The organism is Rhodococcus jostii NBRC 16295, assembly GCF_001894825.1.
Lineage (GTDB): Bacteria > Actinomycetota > Actinomycetes > Mycobacteriales > Mycobacteriaceae > Rhodococcus_F > Rhodococcus_F jostii.
In genome coordinates, this window is the sequence record NZ_BCWY01000016.1 from 92,445 (window position 1) to 117,006 (window position 24,562).

25 protein-coding genes and 6 tRNA genes are annotated in these 24,562 nt (G+C 68.0%); 8 read left to right on the forward strand and 23 right to left on the reverse strand.

Annotated features, from left to right (window positions below; translation table 11 throughout):
- Position 1: 1 nt before the first annotated feature.
- From RJ1_RS13290 to RJ1_RS13330, 9 genes are all read right to left on the reverse strand, one after another.
- Positions 2-535 (reverse strand): adenine phosphoribosyltransferase, encoded by a 534-nt coding sequence (locus RJ1_RS13290; RefSeq protein ID WP_073360606.1) that lies wholly within the window; start codon positions 533-535, stop codon positions 2-4.
- Positions 532-2,310, reverse strand: coding sequence for an ABC transporter substrate-binding protein (locus tag RJ1_RS13295; protein WP_073360543.1), 1,779 nt, complete (start codon positions 2,308-2,310; stop codon positions 532-534). Before RJ1_RS13295 ends, RJ1_RS13290 begins: the two co-directional genes overlap by 4 nt.
- A 1-nt stretch (position 2,311) precedes the next feature.
- Positions 2,312-3,544, reverse strand: coding sequence for a protein translocase subunit SecF (gene secF / locus RJ1_RS13300; RefSeq protein ID WP_073360544.1), 1,233 nt, complete (start codon positions 3,542-3,544; stop codon positions 2,312-2,314).
- Positions 3,541-5,199 carry a protein translocase subunit SecD gene (gene secD / locus RJ1_RS13305; RefSeq protein ID WP_073360545.1) on the reverse strand — a complete coding sequence of 553 codons (1,659 nt, stop codon included), beginning with the start codon at positions 5,197-5,199 and terminating at the stop codon, positions 3,541-3,543. The genes secF and secD overlap by 4 nt, the downstream gene beginning before the upstream one ends.
- Before the next feature lie 142 nt (positions 5,200-5,341).
- Positions 5,342-5,719 carry a preprotein translocase subunit YajC gene (gene yajC, locus RJ1_RS13310; RefSeq protein ID WP_073360546.1) on the reverse strand — a complete coding sequence of 126 codons (378 nt, stop codon included), beginning with the start codon at positions 5,717-5,719 and terminating at the stop codon, positions 5,342-5,344.
- 136 nt (positions 5,720-5,855) lie between these two features.
- Entirely contained in the window at positions 5,856-6,953 is a 1,098-nt protein-coding gene (gene ruvB, locus RJ1_RS13315) for a Holliday junction branch migration DNA helicase RuvB (RefSeq protein WP_073360547.1), read from the reverse strand.
- On the reverse strand, positions 6,950-7,552 hold the full coding sequence (ruvA, locus tag RJ1_RS13320; protein WP_073360548.1) for a Holliday junction branch migration protein RuvA: 603 nt from the start codon (positions 7,550-7,552) through the stop codon (positions 6,950-6,952). The genes ruvB and ruvA overlap by 4 nt, the downstream gene beginning before the upstream one ends.
- Positions 7,549-8,118, reverse strand: coding sequence for a crossover junction endodeoxyribonuclease RuvC (gene ruvC, locus RJ1_RS13325; RefSeq protein WP_073360550.1), 570 nt, complete (start codon positions 8,116-8,118; stop codon positions 7,549-7,551). The genes ruvA and ruvC overlap by 4 nt, the downstream gene beginning before the upstream one ends.
- A 131-nt stretch (positions 8,119-8,249) precedes the next feature.
- Positions 8,250-9,002, reverse strand: a complete 753-nt coding sequence (locus RJ1_RS13330) for a YebC/PmpR family DNA-binding transcriptional regulator (RefSeq protein WP_073360551.1) — start codon at positions 9,000-9,002, stop codon at positions 8,250-8,252.
- Positions 9,003-9,146: 144 nt separating this feature from the next.
- Between RJ1_RS13330 and RJ1_RS13335 the strand changes: the two genes are divergently transcribed.
- A complete protein-coding gene (locus RJ1_RS13335; RefSeq protein WP_073360553.1) occupies positions 9,147-9,503 on the forward strand; it encodes a GntR family transcriptional regulator in 357 nt (118 codons plus the stop codon).
- A complete protein-coding gene (locus RJ1_RS13340) occupies positions 9,500-10,420 on the forward strand; it encodes a hypothetical protein (protein ID WP_073360554.1) in 921 nt (306 codons plus the stop codon). The genes RJ1_RS13335 and RJ1_RS13340 overlap by 4 nt, the downstream gene beginning before the upstream one ends.
- On the opposite strand, the gene pdxT is transcribed toward RJ1_RS13340, so the two are convergent.
- Together pdxT and RJ1_RS13350 are read right to left on the reverse strand one after the other, a co-directional pair.
- Positions 10,417-11,025: a pyridoxal 5'-phosphate synthase glutaminase subunit PdxT gene (gene pdxT, locus RJ1_RS13345; protein WP_073360556.1), complete on the reverse strand. Its 609-nt coding sequence runs from the start codon at positions 11,023-11,025 to the stop codon at positions 10,417-10,419. The genes RJ1_RS13340 and pdxT overlap by 4 nt on opposite strands.
- Positions 11,022-11,876: an acyl-CoA thioesterase gene (locus RJ1_RS13350; RefSeq protein ID WP_073360557.1), complete on the reverse strand. Its 855-nt coding sequence runs from the start codon at positions 11,874-11,876 to the stop codon at positions 11,022-11,024. Before RJ1_RS13350 ends, pdxT begins: the two co-directional genes overlap by 4 nt.
- A gap of 56 nt (positions 11,877-11,932) precedes the next feature.
- On the opposite strand from RJ1_RS13350, the gene RJ1_RS13355 reads away from it, so the two are divergent.
- Positions 11,933-12,556, forward strand: a complete 624-nt coding sequence (locus RJ1_RS13355; protein WP_073360559.1) for a nucleoside/nucleotide kinase family protein — start codon at positions 11,933-11,935, stop codon at positions 12,554-12,556.
- A gap of 5 nt (positions 12,557-12,561) precedes the next feature.
- Here the strand turns inward: RJ1_RS13355 and RJ1_RS13360 are convergent, their stop codons facing one another.
- The 11 genes from RJ1_RS13360 to RJ1_RS13410 form a co-directional block, all read right to left on the reverse strand.
- Positions 12,562-13,383: an acyl-CoA thioesterase gene (locus tag RJ1_RS13360; protein ID WP_073360561.1), complete on the reverse strand. Its 822-nt coding sequence runs from the start codon at positions 13,381-13,383 to the stop codon at positions 12,562-12,564.
- Positions 13,384-13,535: 152 nt separating this feature from the next.
- The gene (gene pdxS / locus RJ1_RS13365; protein ID WP_073360607.1) at positions 13,536-14,438 is read right to left on the reverse strand and encodes a pyridoxal 5'-phosphate synthase lyase subunit PdxS; all 903 of its coding nucleotides are present in this window, start codon (positions 14,436-14,438) and stop codon (positions 13,536-13,538) included.
- Positions 14,439-14,589: 151 nt separating this feature from the next.
- The gene (locus tag RJ1_RS13370; RefSeq protein ID WP_073360562.1) at positions 14,590-15,612 is read right to left on the reverse strand and encodes an NUDIX hydrolase; all 1,023 of its coding nucleotides are present in this window, start codon (positions 15,610-15,612) and stop codon (positions 14,590-14,592) included.
- On the reverse strand, positions 15,609-16,736 hold the full coding sequence (locus RJ1_RS13375; RefSeq protein WP_073360564.1) for a glycosyltransferase family 4 protein: 1,128 nt from the start codon (positions 16,734-16,736) through the stop codon (positions 15,609-15,611). Before RJ1_RS13375 ends, RJ1_RS13370 begins: the two co-directional genes overlap by 4 nt.
- On the reverse strand, positions 16,733-17,638 hold the full coding sequence (locus RJ1_RS13380) for a phosphatidylinositol mannoside acyltransferase (protein WP_073360565.1): 906 nt from the start codon (positions 17,636-17,638) through the stop codon (positions 16,733-16,735). Before RJ1_RS13380 ends, RJ1_RS13375 begins: the two co-directional genes overlap by 4 nt.
- On the reverse strand, positions 17,635-18,300 hold the full coding sequence (gene pgsA, locus RJ1_RS13385; protein WP_073360568.1) for a phosphatidylinositol phosphate synthase: 666 nt from the start codon (positions 18,298-18,300) through the stop codon (positions 17,635-17,637). Before pgsA ends, RJ1_RS13380 begins: the two co-directional genes overlap by 4 nt.
- A 79-nt stretch (positions 18,301-18,379) precedes the next feature.
- Positions 18,380-18,955 (reverse strand): ATP adenylyltransferase, encoded by a 576-nt coding sequence (locus RJ1_RS13390; RefSeq protein ID WP_073360608.1) that lies wholly within the window; start codon positions 18,953-18,955, stop codon positions 18,380-18,382.
- Positions 18,956-18,960: 5 nt separating this feature from the next.
- Positions 18,961-21,018 (reverse strand): threonine--tRNA ligase, encoded by a 2,058-nt coding sequence (gene thrS, locus RJ1_RS13395; RefSeq protein WP_073360571.1) that lies wholly within the window; start codon positions 21,016-21,018, stop codon positions 18,961-18,963.
- A 95-nt stretch (positions 21,019-21,113) separates the two neighbouring features.
- Positions 21,114-21,539, reverse strand: a complete 426-nt coding sequence (locus RJ1_RS13400) for a TIGR02611 family protein (protein ID WP_073360609.1) — start codon at positions 21,537-21,539, stop codon at positions 21,114-21,116.
- A 112-nt stretch (positions 21,540-21,651) separates the two neighbouring features.
- Positions 21,652-22,857: an RtcB family protein gene (locus RJ1_RS13405; protein WP_073360573.1), complete on the reverse strand. Its 1,206-nt coding sequence runs from the start codon at positions 22,855-22,857 to the stop codon at positions 21,652-21,654.
- 155 nt (positions 22,858-23,012) lie between these two features.
- Positions 23,013-23,084: transfer RNA gene (locus RJ1_RS13410), tRNA-Val, on the reverse strand.
- Between the two features lie 242 nt (positions 23,085-23,326).
- Here RJ1_RS13410 and RJ1_RS13415 point away from each other — a divergent pair.
- From RJ1_RS13415 to RJ1_RS13435, 5 genes are all read left to right on the forward strand, one after another.
- Positions 23,327-23,399 (forward strand) — tRNA-Gly (locus RJ1_RS13415).
- Positions 23,400-23,423: 24 nt separating this feature from the next.
- A tRNA-Cys gene (locus RJ1_RS13420) sits at positions 23,424-23,494 on the forward strand.
- A gap of 1 nt (position 23,495) precedes the next feature.
- Positions 23,496-23,567 (forward strand) — tRNA-Val (locus tag RJ1_RS13425).
- Positions 23,568-23,642: 75 nt separating this feature from the next.
- Positions 23,643-23,715: transfer RNA gene (locus tag RJ1_RS13430), tRNA-Gly, on the forward strand.
- A gap of 16 nt (positions 23,716-23,731) precedes the next feature.
- Positions 23,732-23,806, forward strand: a tRNA-Val gene (locus RJ1_RS13435).
- 71 nt (positions 23,807-23,877) lie between these two features.
- On the opposite strand, the gene RJ1_RS13440 is transcribed toward RJ1_RS13435, so the two are convergent.
- Complete coding sequence (locus RJ1_RS13440) at positions 23,878-24,366, reverse strand: 2-isopropylmalate synthase (RefSeq protein ID WP_073360574.1); 489 nt, start codon at positions 24,364-24,366, stop codon at positions 23,878-23,880.
- Positions 24,367-24,562 lie beyond the last annotated feature (196 nt).

Below are 24,562 nucleotides of genomic sequence, written 5' to 3' on the forward strand. Positions count from 1 at the left end.
CTCAGACCGTGACGAGGGACGTGAGCGGGTACTTTCGGAGCCGCTCGCGGCCGCCCAGCGCCGCGATCTCCAGGACCACCGCGACACCGACCACCCGGGCACCTGCAGATTCCACCAGCCGCGCCGTGGCGTCGAGCGTTCCGCCGGTGGCGAGGACGTCGTCGACGACGAGCACCGAGCGGCCGTCCAGGCCGATCGATCCGTCCGGAATCTCCAGCGTCGCCGTGCCGTATTCGAGGGTGTACGACTCGGACAGGACGGGCGGCGGAAGCTTGCCCGACTTCCGGACGGCCACCACACCCGATCCCAGTTCCCGGGCCACCCCGCCGCCGAGGAGGAACCCCCGTGCGTCGACGGCGGCGATCACGTCCGCCTCCGGCGCGCAGGCTGCGAGCGCATCGACGACGACACGGAAACCCGCAGCATCGGAGAAGACCGGCGTCAGATCGGCGAACCGCACGCCGGGCTGAGGGAAGTTTTCGGCCCACCGGGTGAGCCGGGTGACGGCGTCACGAGCCGCAGAATGGTCGCTCACCTGCGCAGAACCCACCTATCCATGTTCCAGCCGGCGCCCGAACGCGTCGGATTGACTGTTCCTGCCTGGAGACCGTTCGCGAACGCGACCGTGCGCGGCTGGTCGAACAACGGCACCGTCGGCACCTCGGACCACAGGATGTTCTCCGCCTCCGTCGACAACGACAGCTGGCTCGCGGTCGAGCTGTCGACTGCCAGTTGGTCGACGATCTGATCGACACGGCCGTTGCTGTAATCGCCGAAGTTCGATCGGATTCCACTGCGGAGGGCATACATCGCGGTAGTGGCCGCCGCGGTCCCTGCCGCACCGGGAGCGGACGCCGTCCCCGCGAGGACCACGTCCACCTGGCCGTCGCGCAGCATGGACGGGGTGAACTCCGGCGAGGCGACGTCCTGAACGGTGATTCCCGCCGGGGCGCAGGCCGCCGCCACCGCGGACACGATCTCGGCGCGGCGCGGGTTCGGCCCCAGATACCCGATCCGGACGGTCGCCGACGTGTTGTCGGTGTCGGCCAGGGCGGCGGCCGCCGCCGTCGTGTCCGCCGTCTCGTACGGGCCGCCCACGGCACCGGCCACCGACTGGTGGACGAGGCTGTCGGGGGCCGTGACACGCGTGTCGACCGATCCACCGGTCGCGCCGACACCGCCGGTCTCGCCGGCATCGCCGGTCTCGCCGGCATCGCCGGTCTCGCCGGCATCCGCGGCGATCCCGAACTTCGACGCCAACTCCTCGCGGGGCAGGCACAGCGCGAACGCCCGCCGGCCGGCGGAGGTCTCGAACAGACCCGACGTGGACAGGACGAACTGCTCGACGCTGCGGGAGGGCACCTCCGTCACGTCGAACCCGCCGAGGTCCAGATCCGGCGCCGAACCCGCGGCGACGTCGACGACCTCCACCGAACCGTCACCGATCCGGGCGCTCACGTCGGAAGCCTTGGGCCACACCACGATCCGGGACGTGGCGGGACGGTTCCCCCACCAACGGTCGTTGGCCACCAGAACCAGGCCCTCGTCCGCGGAGAACGATTCGACTTTGTAGGGGCCGGACGCGGGGAACAGGGTGAGGTCGAGGTCGCCGGGTGTCATCGTCCAGCCGTCGTTCCAGAAGTCCGCGACGCGCGAGAGCGCGCCGGCATCCGAATTCTGTACGGCGGCCACGATGTCGGGAACACCCGCGGCACCGGCGACCACGTGCGCCGGCATCATCGACGTCGCGCCGAACAGCGACCTCCAGTCGGTGACGTTCCGTCCCGCCTTGAACGTGACGACGGCATCCTTCGCGCCGGTCTGGCAGTCGATCCGGTCGATGTCCGAATAGCCGGCGGTGCTCGCCGCGTCGAACATCGGGAAACGACCGCTGTTCGCCGCCCACGTCAGCACCAGATCGTCGCAGGACATCGGGACGCCGTCGGAGTAGACCGAATTGGGGTTCAGCTTGTACTGGATCGTGAGCGCGTCCCCGGGCATCGCATTGGCGGTGCCGATGTCGGTGTCGGCGACCGGTCCGCCTTCAGGGCCCGTGTAGGTGAATCCGGGCAGCACCCGGGCGAACGCCTGCCGCGCTCCCGACACCGCACCCGCAACGCTGTTGGCGTTGTAGGTGGTGACGGTGTTGTCGATCGCGTACCCGATCGACGGGATCTGCTCGCCCTCCTCGGAACATCCGACGAGCGAGCCGGCGAGGAGCACGGTCGCGAGGAGGCCGGCGCCCGACACGGCCGTCGTGCGGCCGTGCCGGGTGAACGCACCGCGCCGGGTGCTGTGCGATGCGGGCATGTCAGTGCCTCTTCTTGTTGCGCTTCCCGGTGGGACGTGAACCCGGGGTGGGTGCGGTTGCCGAGGTCCGGCGTCGCGGGGGGCCCGCATCCGGTGCTGCGGCTCCGGCCGTGGCCGTGGCTCCCGCCTTCTGAGCTCCGCCTTCGGCGAGGGTGGCGCGGCGAGCGAGGACCTTGCGCGTGTGCGCGGCCACCGGACCCCACCGCTCCTTCAGCGTCACCAGGAGCGGTGTCGCGAAGAAGATCGACGAGTACGCACCGACGATGATGCCGACGAGCTGAACCAGCGCCAGGTCCTTCAGCGTTCCGACACCGAGCATCCACACCGCGATCACCATCAACGCCAGCACCGGCAACACACTGATCAACGTCGTGTTGATGGACCGCATCAGCGTCTGGTTGACCGCCAGATTCGCCTGCTCTGCGTAGGTACGGCGGGTCAGGTGCAGGATCCCCCGCGTGTTCTCCTCGACCTTGTCGAACACCACGACCGAGTCGTACAGCGAGAAACCGAGAATGGTGAGCAGGCCGATGACCGTCGCCGGCGTCACCTCGAACCCGACCAGCGAATACACGCCCGCCGTGACGGCAATGTCGAAGAACAACGCGACGATCGCGGCGATCGCCATGTCCCGCTCGAATCGGACGGCGATGTACACACTGACGATCACCAGGAACACAAGCAGCGCGATCAGCGCCTTCTGGGTGATCTGCCCGCCCCACGTCTCGCTGACGTCGGCCACGCTGATCACGTTCTTGCTGACGGCGCCGTCACTGTCCTTCGGCTGGAACTGGTCGTACAACGCGTCCTGCAGCGTCACCACCTGCGCTGCGTCGAGCGCCTCGGAGCGGATCTGCACGGTCGCGCTCGAACCCGATCCCACCGTCTGCACCGAGACGGGATCCATTCCCAGCGCCTCGGAGTAGACCTCCTCCACCTGCGCGGTGTCGACACCGCCGCCTGCGGGGAACTGGATCCGCGATCCACCCTCGAAGTCGATACCGAGAGTGAACCCGCGGACGAGGATGCTCAGCAGGGAGATCAGCACGATCGTGCCGGTCAGGATGTAGTAGAAGCGGCGGCGCCCGACGACCTCGAAGGCGCCGGTTCCGGTGTAGAGCCGGGACAGCAGGCTGTGCTGGGGCATCGACGACTGGTTGACGCCCGAATCGGACAGCGAAGACTCGGGTTCCGTCTGCGTTGCAGACTGGGACGACGTGGTCGACTCGCTCATACTCGTGACTCCTTCGCCGACGCTGCGGCAGCCTTGCGTTCCTTGGCGATCTGCTGCACGGCACCCAGCCCGTTGACCCCGGGCTTGGACCAGAACGGCGACTTCGAGGCCAGATGCACCAGCGGCCACGTCACCAGGAACACGACGACGACATCGAGGATGGTGGTCAGGCCCAACGTGAACGCGAAACCGCGCACCTGGCCGACCGCGAGGATGTACAGGACTGCGGCGGCGATGAAGCTGACCGCGTTACCGGACAGGATGGTCCGCCGCGCACGGGCCCAGCCGCGGGGAACCGCGGACCGGAAACTGCGTCCCTCCCGCATCTCGTCCTTGATTCTTTCGAAGAACACCACGAACGAGTCGGCCGTCATGCCGATACCGATGATCAGACCGGCGATGCCCGCGAGGTCGAGCGTGAAGTTGATGTACCGGCCGAGCAGCACCATGATCGCGTAGACCATCACGCCGGACAGCACCAGCGACAGCGCCGTGAGCACCCCGAGCATGCGGTAGTAGAGCAGGCAGTAGATCAGCACGAGGATCAGGCCCACCAGGCCGGCGATGAGGCCGGCCTGCAGCGAGGCGAGACCCAGCGTCGCGGACACGGTCTCCGCCTCCGACGCCGCGAACGAGAGCGGTAGCGAACCGTACTTCAGGGTGTTCGCCAGTTCCTTCGCGCTGTCCGCGGTGAACGAACCGGTGATCGACGTCGAACTGCCCGCCGGCGTCGCACCCTGCACGACCGGTGCGCTGACCACCTTGGAGTCGAGCGTGAACGCGGCCTGCTTGCCGATGTTCTGCGACGTGAACGTGGCCCAGGTGTTGCTGCCCTCGGTCTTGAACGTCAGGCTCACCTCGTGCCGCGACTGCTGGGAGTTGTAGCCGGACGATGCGTCGGCAATCTCCTGGCCGTCGATGATCGCCGGCTCGAGCAGGTACACCGCCTGACCGTCGGTCGAGCACGCGACCAGCGGCAGGGCGGGGTCGTCGTTGCCGCGCAGCGGGTCGGGAACCCCGCAGTCGAGCGTGGCCATCGCCTGCTGCTGCACGGCGGGGTCGGTGCTCTGACGCGTGGCCCGGGCGGCCGCGATCTCGTCGGCCGCCTCGCCGGTCTCCGTGCCGGACGCGGGTTCCGTCGCTGGGGCCGGCTCGGGCGACGTGGACGGATCCTGCGCCGGGAACGGCCGGTTCTGCGGCGCGGGGGTCTCGGTACCGGCGGGAGCGTCCGCCGGAGTCTCACCGGTGGCCGGTGCCGTTCCGCCGGTCGCTGCCGCGGCCTGCGACGTCGTGACCGGACGGACGTACAACCGCGCGGTCTGACCCAGCGAACGCGCCTGCGCGCTGTCGTCGCCGGGGACCGTGATGACGAGGTTGTCGCCGTCGATGACCACCTCGGAACCGGACACGCCGAGTCCGTTCACACGGGTCTCGATGATCTCCTGCGCCTGCCGCAGGCTGTCCGGCGTCGGCTTGCTGCCGTCCGGGGTGCGTGCGGTGAGGGTGACTCGGGTCCCGCCCTGCAGGTCGATGCCCAGCTTGGGTGTCGCGGACTTGTCGCCGGTGAAGAACACCAGGGCATACAGAACCGCCACGAGCACCGCGAAAACGGTGAGGTAGCGGACGGGATGCACCGATCCTGTGGAAGGTGCCACGATCTCTATGTCTCCTCAGTACGTGCAGTTCGAGTGGGAACGTTCGCAGCGCACCGGAACAGCAGACGCAGGGCTGAGCCCCGGTTGCCGCGCCCGGCGGGCCCGCGACGCGACGGCTGCGGGTACGCCGCGGAAGCGTCGATCAATCCTTGTTGAGCCGCGGCGTGGTGTCCTCGCCGTTCTCACGATCCTCGCGCACGGTGTCGGCGGCGGGGGCCTCGGCGTCGATCGACTCGTGGTCGATGGCGCCGTCACCCTGCAGCGGGGCGTCGACGATCTGCTCGCGGACGACCAGACGCGACCAGGTGGTGACCACTCCGGGGGCGATCTCCAGGTCGATCGTCTCGTCGCCGAGCGCAACGACGGTTCCGTGCAGACCGGCAGTCGTGAGGATGCGGTCACCCACCGAGATCGAGTCCTGCAGGGCAGTCGCCTTGGCCGCCTCCTTCTTCTGCCGGCGGATCCCCAGGAACATCGGGACGAGCAGCGCCAGAATCAGGAGCGGGAAGAGAAAATCCATCTGTAAGTCAACCTCGAGGTATGTCGCACGGTCCGAAGCACTGGTCCCGGTTGGACCGATGCAATACACCAGTGTGCCATCACCGGCCCGGACACCGGTTCGGTCGGCACGGGGCGGGCGTTTCTTCCGGGGCCGATCAGGGGTCTTCCGGATCGAACAGGGAGGCCTGCGGCTCGTTGACGCGGACGTCGATTCCGCTGGTCACAGCGTCGGGCGGAGGTGTCAGGCCCAGTTGCGTCCAGGCGGCCGCGGTCGCGACGCGGCCGCGGGGTGTCCGGGCGATCATTCCGGCGCGAACGAGGAAGGGCTCACACACCTCTTCGACCGTGGCGGGCTCCTCACCCACCGCGACGGCCAGGGTCGACACCCCGACCGGTCCGCCGCCGAAGCTCCGCACCAGGGCGCTGAGGACCGAGCGGTCGAGGCGGTCGAGACCCAGTTGGTCGACGTCGTACACGGCGAGGGCCGCGTGCGCGATCTCGCGGGTGACGACACCGTCCGCACGGACCTCGGCGTAGTCACGGACGCGGCGGAGCAGGCGGTTCGCGATGCGGGGCGTGCCCCGCGACCGGCTTGCGATCTCGGCGCCCGCCTCCTCACCGAGTTGCACCCCGAGGATGCCCGCCGAACGCATGAGGATCTGCTGCAGCTCCGCGGGTTCGTAGAAGTCCATGTGGGCGGTGAACCCGAAGCGGTCGCGCAGCGGCCCGGTGAGCGCACCCGAGCGGGTGGTGGCCCCGACCAGGGTGAACGGCGCGACCTCCAGGGGAATGGACGTGGCGCCGGGGCCCTTGCCCACCACGACGTCGACCCGGAAGTCTTCCATCGCGAGGTAGAGCATTTCTTCGGCCGGCCGGGCGATGCGGTGGATCTCGTCTATGAACAGCACGTCGCCCTCGACGAGATTGCTCAACATGGCGGCGAGGTCGCCGGCGCGCTCGAGCGCCGGACCCGACGTCAGCCTCAGCGAGGAGCCCAGTTCACCGGCGATGATCATCGCCATGCTGGTCTTCCCCAGCCCGGGCGGTCCGGACAGGAGGATGTGGTCGGGGGTGCCGCCTCGCATCTTGGCGCCGGTCAGGACGAGTTGCAGCTGCTCCCGGACCCGTGGTTGGCCGATGAAATCGTGGAGGTTCTTGGGTCGCAAGCTGGCTTCGATGTCGCCGTCGCCGGCAACGAGGTCGGCCGAGACCGGTGACGCCCCGTCGTGGTCGCCACCGGGTTCGGGATTCATCTGGTCTTCCCGAGCAGGGACAGGGCGGAGCGCAGCGCCGTGGAGGTGGTCGACTCCGGCGCCTCGGCCAGGACGGAATCGGTGGCTTGTTCGGCCTGTTTGGCCGGGAAGCCGAGCCCGACGAGGGCTTCGACGATCTGGTCGCGGACCGATCCGCCGCCGGCCGCACCGAGCGGGACCACGCCGGACGAGGAGGAGACCGCGTCGACCTTGTCGCGCAGTTCGACGACCATCCGCTCGGCCCCGCGTTTGCCGATGCCGGGCACCCGCGTGAGTGCGGTGACGTTGCCCTCGGCCAGCGCCGCCCGCAGCGCCTCGGGTTCGAGGACGGCGAGGGTCGCCATCGCGAGTCGCGGACCGACACCCGACACCGTCTGGAGAAGCCCGAACAATTCCTTGGACTCCGAGTCGGGGAACCCGTACAGGGTCATCGAGTCCTCACGGACGATCATGGCCGTGACCAGCCGCGCCTCGGACCCCCGCTGCAGTCCGCCGAGGGTGGCCGGAGTCGCGTTCACGCGGTATCCCACTCCCGCGGATTCGATTACCGCATGGTCGAGGGCGATCTCGAGCACCTCGCCGCGGACGGACGCGATCATCGTGTACCTGCCTTCTTCACTTCGGCCAGTCGGGCCTGGTAGCGACGTTTCTGTTCGGCGGCCGCGGCTTCGGCGCGGGCCATGCGTTCGATCATCGGCGCCCGCCAGCAATGGCAGATCGCCAGTGCCAGTGCGTCCGCCGCGTCGGCCGGTTTGGGTGCGGTCGCCAGTTTCAGGATCCGGGTGACCATCGCGGTCACCTGAGCTTTGTCGGCGGAACCGCTCCCGGTGACGGCGGCCTTGACCTCACTGGGGGTATGGAAGCACACGGGGATCCCGCGGCGCGCGGCGGCGAGGGCGACGACGCCACCCGCCTGCGCGGTTCCCATCGCGGTACGCACGTTGTGCTGGGAGAACACGCGCTCGATCGCCACGACCTCCGGCCTGTGGAGGTCGATCCACGATTCGGCGGCCTCGGAGATCCGCAGCAACCTGGACGACAGCTCCAGATCTGCCGGGGTCCGGACCACGTCGACGGCCACCGGGGTGACGGTGCGACCGCTGCCGCCGTCGACCACTCCGAATCCGCACCGGGTCAGACCGGGATCCACACCCAGCACACGCACGCAAAGCCACCTCTCCCACGCCGAACAGCTGTTCGATAGCTTAGCCGTGGGGTCGGACGAGTCGGCGCACCAACACGCAGGACGGCGCTGGGCGGGCGAGCGTCCGCTCCCCTGCCCAGCGCGTCGTGCGATCAGTCGTCGAGTTCGGCGAGCACCTCATCGGAGAGGTCGACGTTGGTGTAGACGTTCTGCACGTCGTCGGACTCCTCGAGTGCGTCGACGAGTTTGAACACCTTGCGGGCTCCGTCGGCGTCGACCGGGACCTCGACGGAGGCGCGGAAGTCCGCCTCGGCGGAGTCGTAGTCGATTCCCGCCTCCTGCAGTGCACTGCGGACGGCGACGAGGTCGGTGGGCTCGCTCACGATCTCGAATGTGTCGCCGAGGTCGGTGACCTCTTCGGCACCGGCATCGAGGACGGCCATCAGCACGTCGTCCTCGGCCTGGTCACCCTTCTCCAGGGTGACGACGCCCTTGCGGGTGAACAGGTAGGACACCGAACCCGGGTCTGCCATGTTGCCGCCGTTGCGTGTCATCGCGGTACGCACCTCACCGGCCGCGCGGTTGCGGTTGTCGGTGAGGCACTCGATGAGGACGGCGACACCGTTGGGCCCGTAGCCCTCGTACATGATGGTCTGCCAGTCGGCGCCGCCCGCTTCTTCACCGGCGCCGCGCTTGCGGGCGCGCTCGATGTTGTCGTTGGGGACCGACGTCTTCTTCGCCTTCTGGATCGCGTCGTACAGGGTGGGATTTCCCGCAGGATCGCCACCGCCGGTACGGGCCGCCACCTCGATGTTCTTGATCAGCTTCGCGAAGGCTTTGCCACGCTTGGCATCGATCACAGCCTTCTTGTGCTTGGTGGTGGCCCATTTGGAGTGGCCGCTCATGCGATTCAAGCCCCTTTCCTGCTGCCTTTGGCACGCCGAATGCGCGGTTTCAGCTTTGACGATGTTACCCGCAGCCCTGTCGCCGCTGTGCGTTCCCGGGGTAACAACTCGCATAAGTCGCCATTGTTTGCATATAATGCAAACATGTTGATGCGGGTCGACCACAGTTCCACCACCCCACTGGGTGAACAGATCGCCGCGAACGTGCGCGGAGCGTTCCTGCGCGGCGAGATCGGTCCGGGCGACCGGCTTCCCTCCGCCCGGGCACTGGCCGAGTCCATCGACGTCAACCTGCACACCGTGCTGCGCGCCTACGCCGCACTGCGGGACGAGGGGCTGATCGACCTCCGCCGGGGCCGGGGCGCGGTCGTTCGCGCAGACACGGACCCGATTCACACCGGATTGACCGAAGCTGCACGCACTTTCGTGGCCGAGGCACGACGCCTCGGACTCGACACCGACCAGATGCTCGACATGATCAAGGAGACCACCAGACAATGACGACCTCCCGAACGCGCCTCCTCGCCGCGACCTCGGCTGTACCACTCCTCGCGCTCGTGATCGCGAGGCTCGCCTGGAGCGGCGAACTGCCGCCGGTGGTGGCCAGCCACTGGTCCGGCACCGAACCCGACGGGTTCAGCGACACCGATACCTATTTCTGGATTGCGTTCACCGTCTGCGCCGCGGCCACCGTGATCGGCGGTGTCGTGGCGGCCCGGGTCCGCACCGACGCCGCGCTGTGGCTCCCCGCGGCCGTTCTCGCCGGGTGGACGGTGGCCACGGCGTGGATCGTCAGCGTCGCTGCCACGATCGACGCCGGCTCCCCCGAAGCGGCGACGCTGGGGTGGTGGATCGTGATTCCGCTGCTGGGAATCGTGTGGGCGATCGCCACGTTCGCACTGCTCCACCGGACGCCGCGATCCGCGCCGCACGGCCCCGCACCGACCCTGCCCGTTCCCCTGACATCCGGCGAACGCGCCGCCTGGACCGGATACGCCCGCGGACGCTGGGCGGGCGTGCTCGCTCTCGCGATGGCTCTGGCGACCGTCGTGTCCGCGCTGGTGGGAGCGCTGTGGCTCGCCGTCCTGTTCCTCGTCCTGGCGATTCTCGGCGGCGCGTTCGCGTCCGTCACCGTGCAGATCGACCGAACGGGACTGACGCTGTCGTCGTGGAACGTGCGCTGGCGGAGGATCCCCCTCGACTCCGTCGACGAGGCCCGGGTGACCGAGATCCACCCCATGGAGTGGGGCGGCTGGGGCTACCGCTCCACACCCCGAGGGACCGCGGTCGTGATCCGCGGCGGCGACGGCATCGTGGCGACCCGCAGGGACGGCCGCCCGTTCGCGGTCACCGTCGACGGCGCCGCGCAGGGTGCGGCGCTCCTCAACTCGCTCGTCGCACCCCGGCCGGCGGGTTAGACCTTGCGGACGATGTCGACGAACAACTCGTGCACCCGCCGGTCCCCCGTGACCTCCGGGTGGAACGATGTCGCCACCACGGAACCCTGCCGGACGGCCACGATGCGGCCGGCGGCCGCGCCACCCGACTCGGGCACGCGGGCGAGGACCTGCACGTCGTCGCCGACCCGCTCCACCCACGGGGCCCGGATGAACACGGCCCGCATCGGGTCGCCGACGATGCCCTCGAAATCCAGGTCGGATTCGAAGGAATCGACCTGACGGCCGAAGGCGTTGCGGCGCACCGTCATATCAATCGCGCCGAGGTGCTGCGCATCGGGTCTGGTGTCGAGGATCTCGCTCGCGAGGAGGATCATCCCGGCGCACGAACCGTAGGCCGGCAACCCGCCGCGCAACCGCGCCTTCAGCGGTTCGAGCAGTTCGAAGATCTGCAGCAGTTTGCTCATCGTCGTCGACTCGCCACCGGGGATGACGAGGCCGTCGATCTTCTCGAGCTCCTCGGGGCGGCGGATGCCGACCGCGTCCGCGCCCGAATCATTCAGTGCGGCAAGGTGTTCACGGACGTCGCCCTGGAGGGCGAGTACTCCGACGAGGGGACGGGTCATGCCATGTTTCCTGTCTCGATGTCGCGCTGGTCCTGATCGCGCTGGATACGGGTCAACCCCTCCTGCACGACGGCGGCCACCATGGTGCCGTTCCGGTCGAACATGCGGCCCTGGGTGAGGGCGCGGCCGAAGCCGGCGGAGGGTGAGGTCTGGTCGTACAGCAACCACTCGTCGGCGCGGAACGGGCGCAGGAACCACATCGCGTGATCGAGCGACGCGGTCTGCGTCACCACGCCCGGGTGCGGGACCTTCGACGCGCCGAGCAGCGTCATGTCGCTGAGGTAGGCGAGGGTGCAGATGTGGAAGACCTGATCGTCCGGCAACTTGTTGCGGTAGCGCATCCACACACGTTGCTGCGCGGCGATTCCGGGTGTCTTCCGCGTGGAGTCGGCCGGGACGATACGGACGTCCCATTCTTTCCACTCCCGGTAGAGGTCGGTGGCGGCGAGTTCCTCGACGGTCTGTGCGTCGACAAGTTCTTCGGGCGCGGGAACGGATGGCATCGTGTCCTGATGCTCGATGCCCTCGTCCTCGCTGTGAAACGACGCCGACATGGTGAAGATGGCCTTGCCGTCCTGGATGCCGGTGACACGCCTGGTGCAGAAGGATCGGCCGTCCCGGATCCGGTCGACCAGGTACACGGTGGGTTTCAGCGGATTGCCGGGCCGCAGGAAGTACCCGTGCAGGGAGTGGACCTTGTATCTCTCGTCGACGGTACGGACGGCGGAGACGAGCGACTGACCCGCGACCTGCCCGCCGAATGTCCGCTTCAGAACAGACGGATGCACCGCGCCGCGGAAGATGTCCTTCTCCAGCGCCTCGAGTTCGAGAATGTCCTCGATGCTCGCCATCAGCCCTCCTTCTGTGCCTGGTCAAGGTTATCGGCCCGATGCGGGCTCGAGGCACCATGGGTGCCATGACGATGTTCACACCGACGAGCCCGGACGGTCTCGTCGCACTCGTCGCCGAACGCTGCCTCGCAGTGGACGGCACCGCTGTCGTCGCGATCGACGCCCCCGACGGCGCGCACCCGATACCCCTCGCGGACTCGGTCTGCGCGTCGCTGCGGGAGCAGGGCCGGCCCTGCGACGTCGTGTCTCTCCACGACTACGTCCGGCCCGCCTCGCTGCGCCTCGAGCACGGGCGCGACGACGAACTGAGCTACCGCACCCTCTGGTTCGACTACGACGCGCTGAACCGGGAGGTGGTGCGGTCGGTGCGCACCGACCGCCGGTGGTTACCGAGGCTGTGGGACGAGCGCGAGGATCGCTCGGCCCGGTGCGCCCGTGTTCCCGCCGCCGACGGTCAGGTGGTTGTCGTGGCCGGCCCGATGCTGCTCGGCCGGGACCTCGATTTCGATGTCACCGTGCAACTCCACCTGGGTGAGGGGGCGCTGAACCGCCGCACCCCGGGCGATCAGCGTTGGACCGTGCCGGCCCTGCTGCGGCACGCTGCCGGCAACTCGGACGAACCCGACCTGCTGGTGCGGTACGACCATCCGCCCAAACCCGCCGTCCGAGCGGGCCGCTGATCCGCTCACGTCGTGCGCAGGAACCGGGTCAGCCCTTCCTGCACCACCGCCGCGACCAGGTTTCCCTTCCGGTCGAAGATCCGGCCCTGCGCCAACGCTCGCCCGAAACCGGCGGACGGTGACGTCTGGTCGTATAACAGCCATTCGTCTGCCCGGAAGGGGCGCAGAAACCACAGGGCGTGATCGAGTGAAGCGCTGTTGATCTCGACACCGGGGTGCGGTGTCATGGCGGAACCGATGAGCGTCATGTCGCTCATGTAGGCGAGAGCGCAGATATGGAAGACGGGGTCGTCGGGCAGCGTCTTGCGGGATCGGAACCACGCCTGCTGCTGGGCGGCCGCACCGCGCCGACGGTCGACCTCGCCGTGTCCGACCATCCGGATGTCCCAGTCGGACCACTCCTGGGCGAGCCACGCGATCTCCGGGTCTTCGGAGTCACTGGCGAACGGCAGCATGTCGGGCGGCGGGACCACGGGCATCTCGTCCTGGTGCTCGATGCCCTCGTCCTCGACCTGGAAGGACGCCGACATCGTGAAGATCGCCTGACCGTCCTGTACGGCGCTGACCCGTCTGGTGACGAACGAGCGACCGTCCCGGATCCGGTCCACGAGATACACGATCGGCTTCGCGGGGTGTCCGGGACGAATGAAGTAGCCGTGCAGCGAGTGGCACATGAAACGGGGTTCGACCGTGCGGACCGCCGCCACCAGCGCCTGACCGGCCACCTGCCCACCGAACGTGCGGGGAAGCATGGTCTCGGTCGCTATGCCCCGGAAGATGTTCTCCTCGAGGCGTTCCACTTCCAGGATCTCTTCGATCGTCGCCATTCACGGCCCCTTCCGATGCTCGTCCGCTGACACTCTCACACGGATCCGCCGCGCCGACACACCGGCACCGCACGAGGCCGGGTGACCTGGTGCGGTGCCGGTGGAGCAGTGCCGTGAGTGCCGCTCGATCGATCACCGATCGAGCGCGGGAATCACCAGCCGCGTTCGGCGAGCCGGTGCGGGACGGGGATATCGTCGACGTTGATGCCGACCATGGCCTCGCCGAGCCCGCGGGACACCTTCGCCAGGACGTCCGGGTCGTCGAAGAACGTGGTGGCCTTGACGATCGCCGCGGCCCGCTCCGCCGGGTTGCCGGACTTGAAGATGCCGGAACCGACGAACACACCCTCCGCGCCCAGCTGCATCATCATCGCCGCATCGGCCGGGGTGGCGATGCCACCGGCGGTGAACATGGTGACCGGCAGCTTTCCGGCCTTCGCGACCTCGACGACGAGATCGTAGGGCGCCTGCAGTTCCTTCGCCGCGACGTACAGTTCGTCCTCGCTCAGCGAGGTCAGCCGGCGGATCTCGCCGCCGATGGTCCGCATGTGGGTGGTGGCGTTGGACACGTCACCGGTGCCGGCCTCACCCTTGGACCGGATCATCGCCGCGCCTTCGGTGATGCGGCGCAAGGCCTCACCGAGGTTGGTGGCACCACAGACGAAGGGGATGGTGAACTTCCACTTGTCGATGTGGTTGGCGTAGTCGGCGGGGGTGAGGACCTCGGACTCGTCGATGTAGTCGACGCCGAGGGACTGCAGGATCTGCGCCTCCACGAAGTGCCCGATGCGGGCCTTCGCCATCACCGGGATGGAGACGGCGGAGATGATGCCGTCGATCATGTCCGGGTCGCTCATCCGGGACACGCCGCCCTGGGCGCGGATGTCCGCGGGAACCCGCTCGAGCGCCATGACCGCGACCGCACCGGCGTCCTCGGCGATCTTCGCCTGATCGGGTGTGACGACGTCCATGATGACCCCGCCCTTCAACATCTCGGCCATGCCGCGCTTGACGCGCGCAGTACCGGTGGTGGGGGTGGTGTCGGGGGTGCTCACAACGAACTCCTGGGGTGTGGCGTGGATTGACTTCGAATAGCGGCATGCGTGAGCGACGACGTTCACGCTGCAGTACCCGATTCTAGGACGAGCGGCAGTCCACTTCCGTAGCCAGTCCGCGATTGCTGGCTTTCTCGGGAAGCGAGCGGGCTCAGGTGATCGCCCGCACCTCGGGGTCGTCCGCCGCCGACGCGACGGCGCCGGCCTCGTCGAGCAGGTCCGCGAGGTCGTGCGGATACACGGCCTCACCGGCCGCCGCCAGTTCACGAACCGTGTCCGCGGTGCACCACCGGTGACCGGTAATGGTGCGGCTCTCGAGTTCGGTGAAGCCGCCGTGATGCGGCTCGAACCCGTCGGTGCGCAGGGCGAAGAACAGCTCCTCCGAGCGGATGAGCTGGCCGTTCCAGGAGAAGATCGCGACCCGCCGCCACATCGGCCCGCGCAGTGAGTCGGCCGATGCGGTGTGCCCGGTCTCCTCCGCGATCTCCCGGACCGCGGCGGCCCGCAGGTTCTCGCCCTTCTCGACGGCGCCGCCGATCGTGAACCAGTAGTACACGTCGGGGACGGTGGGGTCATGACCGCGGAGCAGCAGGACCCGGCCCTGACCGTCGAGCAGCACCACCCGGGCGGACGTGCGGACAGAGTCGAGGGACAGGCCCTCGGTGACCGCCGCGGCAGACGATCGTTCGGTGATCTCGAAATACGTCGGCAGCGGGGCGGTGCCCCCCAGATGCAGCCAGCGGACCGGCCGCCGGGTGCGGAGCGCGAGGGTGTCGCGGACGGCGTCGTTGTGGAAGCGGCGGGCGATCAGCACCCGCGCCTCGGCATCCGCCAGTTCCGCCACCAACTGGGGTCGCAAAGTGACGAGGTCGAGGGACGACAGCGCACTCGACAGCGCGTTCTCGGCGATCTCGCGTTCCGCCCGGTCCGAGCGTTCGGCCCGCGCGGCCATGGCCGCGAGCGATCTGCCCTCGGGCGGGTCCATCGCGGCGGCGGCCGCCCGCACGACCACCGCCCGGCGGGCGAGGGCAGCATCGAGGGACTGCCAGGACAGATCGGAGCGCACGTGCAGGCGGTCGAGGCGATTGGCCGTTCCGTACGCCCACAGCCCGATCGCCAGGACCACGGCGGCGACCAGGGCGAGAACCAGGATCGTGAGGGCGGAGAACGTCACGAGCCGACCTCCCGGACGCCGTCGCGGCCGACCGTGACCGTCTCGTAGACCCGCAGGATCTGTTCGGCCACCACCGGCCAGTCGTACTCGGCGACCACGGTCCGGCCGACGTCGGTGAGCGCAGCACTGCGCTCGGGGTCTCCGAGTACCGAGTCGATGCCGGCGGCAAGCGCAGCGGCATCCCCCACGGGCACCAGGACCCCGGCCTGCCCGTCCCGCAGGACCCGGCGGAACGCGTCCAGTTCGCTGGCCACGACGGCGGCTCCCGCGGCCATCGCCTCCACCAGCACGATGCCGAAGCTCTCGCCGCCGAGGTTGGGGGCGCAGTACACGTCGGCGCTGCGCAGTGCCGACGCCTTCTCTGCGTCGTCGACCTGACCCAGCAGACGCAGGTGCCCGAACAGGGGACCCGCCTCGCGGCGCAGCTTGTCCTCGTCGCCGCGACCGACCACCAGCACCTCGAGGTCGGGATATTGCTCCACCAGCGCCGGCAGCGCCTTCAGCAGCACGGCCATGCCCTTGCGGGGCTCGTCGTAGCGTCCGAGGAAGAGGATGGTCTTTCCGGGACGCGGGTATCCGGGCAGCGGCTCGGCGTCGGCGAACGCGGGCACGTCGACCCCGTTGGGGATTTCGACGGCGTCGGAGCCGAGTGATTCCACCTGCCACCGACGCGCGAGTTCCGACACGGCGATGCGTCCGCTGATCCTCTCCAGGTAGGGCTGGAGCACCCCCTGAAACGTGCTCAGCACCAACGACTTCGTGGTCGACGTATGGAAGGTCGCCACGATCGGGCCCTCGGCCACACGCATGGCGAGCATCGACAGGCTCGGCGCATTCGGCTCGTGGATGTGCAGGACGTCGAAGTTGTTGTCCGAGATCCACCGCCGGACGCGGGCACTCGCGGCGGGGCCGAAACTCAACCGGGCCACCGACCCGTTGTACGGAATGGCGAGGGCGCGGCCCGCGGAGACGACGAAGTCGGGCAGATCGACGTCGTCGGAGGCCGGGGCCAGGACACTCACCTTGTGCCCGCGCTCGATCAGGACCTCCGCGAGGTCGACGACGTGGGCCTGCACTCCGCCCGGCACGTCGAACGAGTACGGGCAGACCATTCCGATCTTCACGAGTTCTCCATGCGAGCGAGCCTCGCCTGCGACAGGTCGGAGAGCCACAGCGGCTGAAGCATGTGCCAGTCCTCGGGGTGCGCCGAAATGTTGACCTCGAACCGTTCCGCGAGAGCCTGCGTCGCCCCGGCAACCCCGACGCTCGTGTCGATCGGGGGGTCGATACGGAAGCCCCAGCCGCCGTCCGTGAACCAGCAGTGCACCGGAAGCAGCGGAGCGCCGGTGTCGATCGCCAGCTTCGCCGGACCGGCGGGCATGCGGGTCGGTTCGCCGAAGAACGTGACCGGGACGCCCTTCTTCGCCAGATCGCGTTCACCGAGAAGGCACACGATCCCGTTGCCGCGCAGTCGCGCCGACAATTCCACGAACGGTGGGTGCTCTCCCCCGCTGAGCGGGAAGATCTCGAACCCGAGCCCTTCCCGGTAGTCGACGAAACGCCGGTACAGCGACTCCGGCTTCAGCCTCTCGGCGACCGTGGACAGTCCACCCCAGTGCTGGGCGCACCACACCCCGGCCATGTCCCAGTTGCCGCTGTGCGGCAGCGCCAGAATCGCACCGCGGCCGGCTTCCTTCGCGGCGTCGAGGTGCTTCTGGCCTTCGATCAGCTCGTCGAGCGCGGCGCCGGTCTGCACGAGGTCCATCGACGGCAGCCGGAAGGCCTCCCGCCAGTACCGCGCGTAGGACCGCATCGACGCCTTCATCAGCGTGTCCGGCACCTCGGCCGGGGGCACGCCCAGCACGCGGGCGAGATTGCGGCGCAACTGTTCCGGGCCGCCGTTCCGTACGGCGAAGTCGGCTCCCCTGTCGAACAGGGAGACCGCGACCTTCTCGGGCAGCGCGCGGACCAGCCGCCAGCCGGCCGCATACCCCAGGTCGCTGATCCGTTCCGACAGGCCGCTCACTGCGCGGTCGCCTGTCCGTCCGGCGGCGTCGTGTCCGACGGCGGCAGGGGCAGCACGTCCCGCGCGCCCGGCGACCGGCGAACCGCCAGAACCCGCTGGAACACGGTGATCACGCTGCCCACCGACAGCAACCACATCGCGACGTGAACGGCCCACGGGACGCCGAGACCGGTCACACCGGCCCCGACCAGGACGATGATCAGCCGGTCGGGTCGCTCGATGAGTCCACCGTCGGCGGACAGTCCACTCGCCTCGGCCCGCGCCTTGGCGTACGAGATCACCTGCGAGGTGACGAGACATAGCAGCGTCGCGATCAGCAACGGCTTGCTGTTCTCGTGATAGACCGCCCACCAGGCGAGACCGGCGAAGATCGCACCGTCGGCCACCCGGTCGCAGGTGGCGTCGAGGACCGCGCCGTACCGCGTTCCGCCGCCGCGGGCACGGGCCATCGCGCCGTCCAGCATGTCGAACATGACGAACAGCCAGATGAACATCGCTCCCCAGAACAGATGTCCGCTGGGAAACAGTGTGACCGCGCCGGCGACGGTCGCCACGGTGCCGATGACGGTGACGGAATCCGGGGTGAGCCCCGTCTTGACGAGGGCCTTCCCCAATGGCGCCGTCACCTTGGACACGGATGCCCGTCCGAAGAAGCTCAGCACCTCTCCACCCCGTTCTTCACTTCCCGCCAGGAACCCCGAACGCGTGAGTCTGCGACTCGCGCGTCATTCATCTATCGAGTCATTCATTCCAGGCCTTCGCCAGCAGCCCCCGGGTCTCCCGCAGCAACTGCGGCATGACCTTGACCCCGGCGAGGACCGTGATGAAGTTCGCGTCTCCGCCCCAGCGCGGAACGATGTGCTGATGCAGGTGTTCGGCGAGGGACCCGCCGGCCGCCGCCCCGAGATTGAGACCGACGTTGAAACCGTCCGGCCGCGACACCCGCTTGATCACGCGCAGAGCCTGCTGCGTGAACGACATCAACTCGGCGCTCTCCTCTTCCGTCAGGTCTTCCAGCGCCGCGACCTTGCGGTAGGGAACCACCATCAGGTGCCCAGGGTTGTACGGGTACAGGTTCAGCACCGCGTACACGTGCTCCCCGCGGGCCACGATCAGCCCGTCCTCGTCGTCCATCTTGGGGATGTCGATGAACGGTTCGTTCGGGGTGTCCCGCGACTTCGGCGTCTCGGCGATGTACGACATGCGGTGCGGCGACCAGATCCGCTGAAGGTGATCGGGTTCTCCGGGGCCGCGGTCCACGAGGCGGCCGGGGCCGGCGAGCATCTCGTCGGCTGTCACGTCCTCACCTCCGGTCATGTACGTCACCCTTCCTTACCGGGTTGCAGCAGCTCCGCCGTCGGCGAAGCGTTCACGCGGCGGCCGATCCACTCGGTGACGATGCGCACGGCGTCGTCGACGGCCACGCCGTTGACCTGGGTGCCGTCACGGAATCGGAAGCTGACGGCGCCCGCCTCGACGTCCCGCGCACCGGCCAGGAGCATGAACGGCACCTTCTGGGCGGTGTTGTTGAAGATCTTCTTCTGCATGCGGTCGTCGCTCGCGTCGACCTCGGCGCGGACACCCGCCGCCTTCAACTGCTTCACCACGTCGAAGAGGTGGTCGGCGAACGCCTCGGCCACCGGGATGCCCACCACCTGGACCGGCGCCAGCCACGCCGGGAACGCACCCGCGTAGTGCTCCGTGAGCACCCCGAAGAACCGTTCGATGGAGCCGAACAACGCGCGGTGGATCATGACGGGACGCTGCTTGGTGCCGTCGTTGGCGGTGTATTCGAGGTCGAAGCGCTCGGGCAGGTTGAAGTCGAGCTGAATGGTGGACATCTGCCAGGTCCGGCCCAGCGCATCCTGTACCTGCACCGAGATCTTCGGCCCGTAGAACGCGGCGCCGCCCGGGTCCGGCACCAGGTTCAGGCCCGACGCCTCGGCGACCTCGGCCAACGTGTTGGTGGCTTCCTCCCACACCGCGTCGTCACCGACGAACTTGTCCGGGTTCTTGGTGGACAGCTCGAGGTAGAAGTCGTCGAGACCGTAGTCCGCGAGCAGGCCCAGCACGAAGTTCAGCGTGGTGGTCAGCTCGTCGCGCATCTGCTCCTTGGTGCAGTAGATGTGCGCGTCGTCCTGCGTCATGCCGCGCACGCGGGTCAGTCCGTGGACGACGCCCGACTTCTCGTACCGGTACACCGAACCGAACTCGAAGAGCCGCAACGGAAGCTCGCGGTACGACCGGCCGCGGGAGCGGAAGATCAGGTTGTGCATCGGGCAGTTCATCGGCTTGAGGTAATAGTCCTGGCCCGGCTTGCGCACGGTGCCGTCCTCGTTCAGCTCCTCGTCGATGTGCATCGCCGGGAACATGCCTTCGCGGTACCAGTCCAGGTGACCCGACACCTCGTACAGGTGCCCCTTGGTGATGTGCGGGGTGTTGACGAACTCGTACCCCTCCTCAACGTGGCGCTTCCGGGAGTAGTCCTCCATCTCGGTGCGGATGATGCCGCCCTTGGGATGGAACACGGGCAGACCGGAGCCGAGCTCGTCGGGGAAACTGAACAGGTCGAGTTCCGACCCCAGCTTGCGGTGGTCGCGGCGCTCGGCCTCGGCGAGCAGCTCCAGATGCTGCTCCTGCGCCTCCGCCGACTCCCACGCGGTCCCGTAGATGCGCTGGAGATCGGCATTGTCCTGATTGCCGCGCCAGTACGCCGCCGAGCTGCGGGTGAGCTTGAACGCCGGAATGTGCTTGGTGGTGGGGATGTGCGGGCCGCGGCAGAGGTCTCCCCAGACCTTCTCACCGGTCCGCGGATCCAGGTTGTCGTAGATGGTGAGCTCGTTGCCGCCCACCTCCATGATCTCCGGATCGTCGATCCCGGACTTGTCGTCGATCAATTCGAGCTTGAAGGGCTCCTTCGCCAGCTCGGCGCGTACGTCCTCGAGCGACTCGACGACGCGGCGGGAGAACCGCTGCGACCCCTTGACGATCTTCTTCATCCGCTTCTCGAGGTTCGCGAGATCCTCGGGCGTGAACGGGCGGTCGACGGCGAAGTCGTAGTAGAAGCCGTCCTTGATCGGCGGGCCGATGCCGAGCTTGGCCTCGGGGAATTCCTGCTGGACGGCCTGCGCGAGCACGTGCGCGGCCGAGTGGCGGATGACGCTGCGACCGTCGTCGGTGTTCGCCGCGACCGGCTCGACCTCGACGTCGGTATCGGGCGCCCAGGACAGGTCCTTGAGCTGGCCCTCCAGGTCACGGACCACGACGACGACGTCCGGACCCTTGCTCGGGTAGCCGGCCTCCCGAACCGCGGTACCGGCCGTAGTCCCCGCGGGCACCCGGACGAGGGCGGCTGGGGCGGCGGGTGCGGGGGTGCTCACGGCGATGTTCTCCTAGGTGAGGTGTGCGGTGCAGACATGGTGAATGTGCCAGCCCATGTTATCGGCCCAGCAGTCACACCCAACCACGCGTCCGGCTAGAGCGGGCTCTCCAGCCACGAGTAGTCGAGGCCGATCCACGTTCCGACGAGACCGAACGTCCCGAGCAACCACAGCGTCGCCAGGACGACGACACCCGTCAACAGTGCGCCCGCACCCTTGACGACCAGCGACTGTCGCGAGAACCAGTCCATGAAGTTGTCGTAGCGCTTCCGCGCATAGTGCAGCAGCCGGTGCGCCCACGCGAATTCGGACGCGAGGATCCCGAGTCCGGCGAACACGATCAGCCAGCCGGGACCCGGGTAGGGAATCGCGACGATCCCGGCGGCGAGGACGAGGGCGCCGATCACACCCACCGCGATGCGGTACGTCAGGTTCAGGCTCGGCCGCGCGGCGATGTGCTCTCGCCACCGGCGCCAGCGACTCTCCGCTTCCTGGAACGGGGACAGATCCGAATCGTCCACGTCCACGTTCTCGGGAGCGGGTCCCGGCCGAGCTTCTCCGCTAGTCACCAGTCCACCCTACCGACCGCGACCTGCGGCGGCGCGTCGTCGCACCGCCGCAGCCGCTCGCGGGTCAGCCCTTCACGCACACGACCTGCCGCAGATGGGCCACGACCTCGACGAGATCGGCCTGCGCCTCGATCACCTGCTCGATGTCCTTGTAGGCGCCGGGAATCTCGTCGATCACGCCCGCATCCTTGCGCGATTCGACTCCGGACGTCTGCCGCACGAGGTCGTCGACCGTGAAGCGCTTCTTCGCCTTCGTCCGGCTCATCGTCCGTCCTGCCCCGTGCGACGCAGAATTGAACGACAGCTCGGAGCCCAGGCCCCGCACCACATAGGAACCGGTGCCCATGGAACCGGGGATGAGGCCGAGATCACCCCGACCTGCCCTGATCGCGCCCTTGCGGGTGACGAGCATCGGCTCGCCGTCGACGATTTCCTCCGACACGTAGTTGTGGTGACAGGAGATCGGTTCGTCGAACCGCACGGTCCTGCCCGGCAGGGACTGCCGGAAGGCCCGCATCACCAACGTGAGCATGACCGCACGGTTGCGGGCCGCGTACTCCTGCGCCCACGTCAGGTCGTGGCGGTACGCCTCCATCTCCTTGCTCCCGGCGAGGAACACCGCGAGATCGCGATCGACCAGCCGCTGGTTGTGGGGCAATGCCCGCGCCACCGCGATGTGCCGTTCCGCCAGTTCCTTGCCGATGTTGCGGGAACCGGAGTGGAGCATCAGCCAGACCTCCTCCGCATCCGACAGGCACACCTCGATGAAGTGGTTGCCGCCGCCGAGGGTCCCGATTTGCTTCATCGCCTTCGATTCCCGGGACTGGACACCGGAATGGAGGTCACCGAACTCCTGCCAGAAGCGGTCCCATCCCTTCTTCACCCCTGCCGCGTCCGTGACACCCAGTGCGCCGACGTTCACCGACCGCTCGTGCATGGCGAAACCCACCGGCACCGCACGCTCGATGTGCGACCTCATCGACCGCAGGCTGTCGGGCAGGTCGCTCGCGGTGACATCCGTCCGGACCGCCGTCATTCCGCACCCGATGTCGACGCCGACCGCGGCCGGGGCGACCGCCGCGCGCATCGCGATGACGGAACCGACCGTTGCACCCTTGCCCACGTGGACGTCGGGCATGACGCGCACACCGTGGACCCACGGCAGGTCGGCCATGTTCCGCAGCTGCTGCAACGCAGCCTGCTCGATGGTCCACTCCTCCGCCCACATCAATGTCGGCGCGGTGGTGCCCTCCAGCCTCACGGGGAACATTCGACTCGGTCCTTCGATAGCGGATCGCCCGGGGAGTTTCGGCCGGCTGAGTTCATTGTCCGCCGCGCCGCGGAGCCGCAACAACCGAATTATTCGGGTGAACACACGAAAAAGAAGAGGGCGTTTCCGATTACGGAAACGCCCTCTTCTTTCTGTGGTCCCGGCTGGGATCGAACCAGCGACCTCCCCGGTGTGAACGGGACGCTCTTCCACTGAGCCACGGGACCGATGCGCGCCAAACACTCGCGCTCGAACGAGTTGGAACATTAACACGACCGAGCCGCCGAACGAAAATCACGTCGATGGGATTCGCGCCGACCCCCACCCGGGCCGTGCCCGAGACCCGGCGTCGTTCATGCGTAGTTCACCGCCTGATCCCTTGACCTGCAGATTTGTAACTATCGCGGATGGTCGGCTAATGTTCTCAACCGCACCACGGAGAACATTCTCCGCGAGTTACACGGTGCATGCGGACGTGGCGCAGCTGGTAGCGCACAACCTTGCCAAGGTTGGGGTCGCGGGTTCGAATCCCGTCGTCCGCTCGAGAGGTTGGACTCAACCTTCACGGTGGAGTGGCCGAGTGGTGAGGCAACGGCCTGCAAAGCCGTGCACACGGGTTCGATTCCCGTCTCCACCTCGCGCGATTAGCTCAGCGGGAGAGCGCTTCCCTGACACGGAAGAGGTCACTGGTTCAATCCCAGTATCGCGCACCGAGATAGATGATAGATGCTCGACTGTTTGACTTGCTCGACTGTGACGGCCCCCTCGCGGGGGCTTTCACGAATGCGGACGTGGCGCAGCTGGTAGCGCACAACCTTGCCAAGGTTGGGGTCGCGGGTTCGAATCCCGTCGTCCGCTCTCTTTTTTCCATCCCGCGCGATTAGCTCAGCGGGAGAGCGCTTCCCTGACACGGAAGAGGTCACTGGTTCAATCCCAGTATCGCGCACCACTTCGCATCAATCGCACAGTGAACAACAGTTCAGCCCCGGTCGTCGACCGGGGCTGAACTGTTGTTCCGTGTCAGGCACGCCGCAGCCGGTTGGCGGCGGAGATCATCGCCCGCAGAGTCGATTCCGTGTGGGATTCACCGATGCCCATCGCCCAGAGCCGGATGCCGTCGCTCTCACAGAGCAGGAACGTCGCCGTGCGGTGCCCGATCTCGCGCTGATGAAACGACAGGATTTCCATCGCACAGCCGGCGCCGTACAGCATCGAGGTCATGGCGGCCACCGGGCCGGGCGCGCTCGCACCGGTCTTGCAGATCGATTCGCCGATACCGAGCGTCGCTTCGAAGTCCCACATTCCGGGGCCGATCTTCGTTTCCGACCAGCTGCCCAGACGAAACGGCCCACTGGACGGCGCGTAGGTGCTCTCGAACGCGGACCACGTCATGCCGGCGGATTCGTTCCGGAGTTCCCGCGGCAGCGACTCGAGGTGGCGCGCAGCGGACGGATCGGCGGCCGGAGTCGACGAGGGAAAGGATGAGGCGAAAGAAGTGGAGGTGCTCATTCTCGTGGTCTTCCTGCAAGAAGGGAGGACCAACGCGTAGTTCAACGACCCGCAGCGAGGGGTCGGTCCGTATCAGACCCCGCTACGGCGGAGAACTACGAGAATGCGCTGCATGGGTGACACTGTAAGCGACAACCGTCCGCCGGGACAACCCCGGTTCGCGCTCTCGCACCGACCACAGGTGGGGTGGGTGACG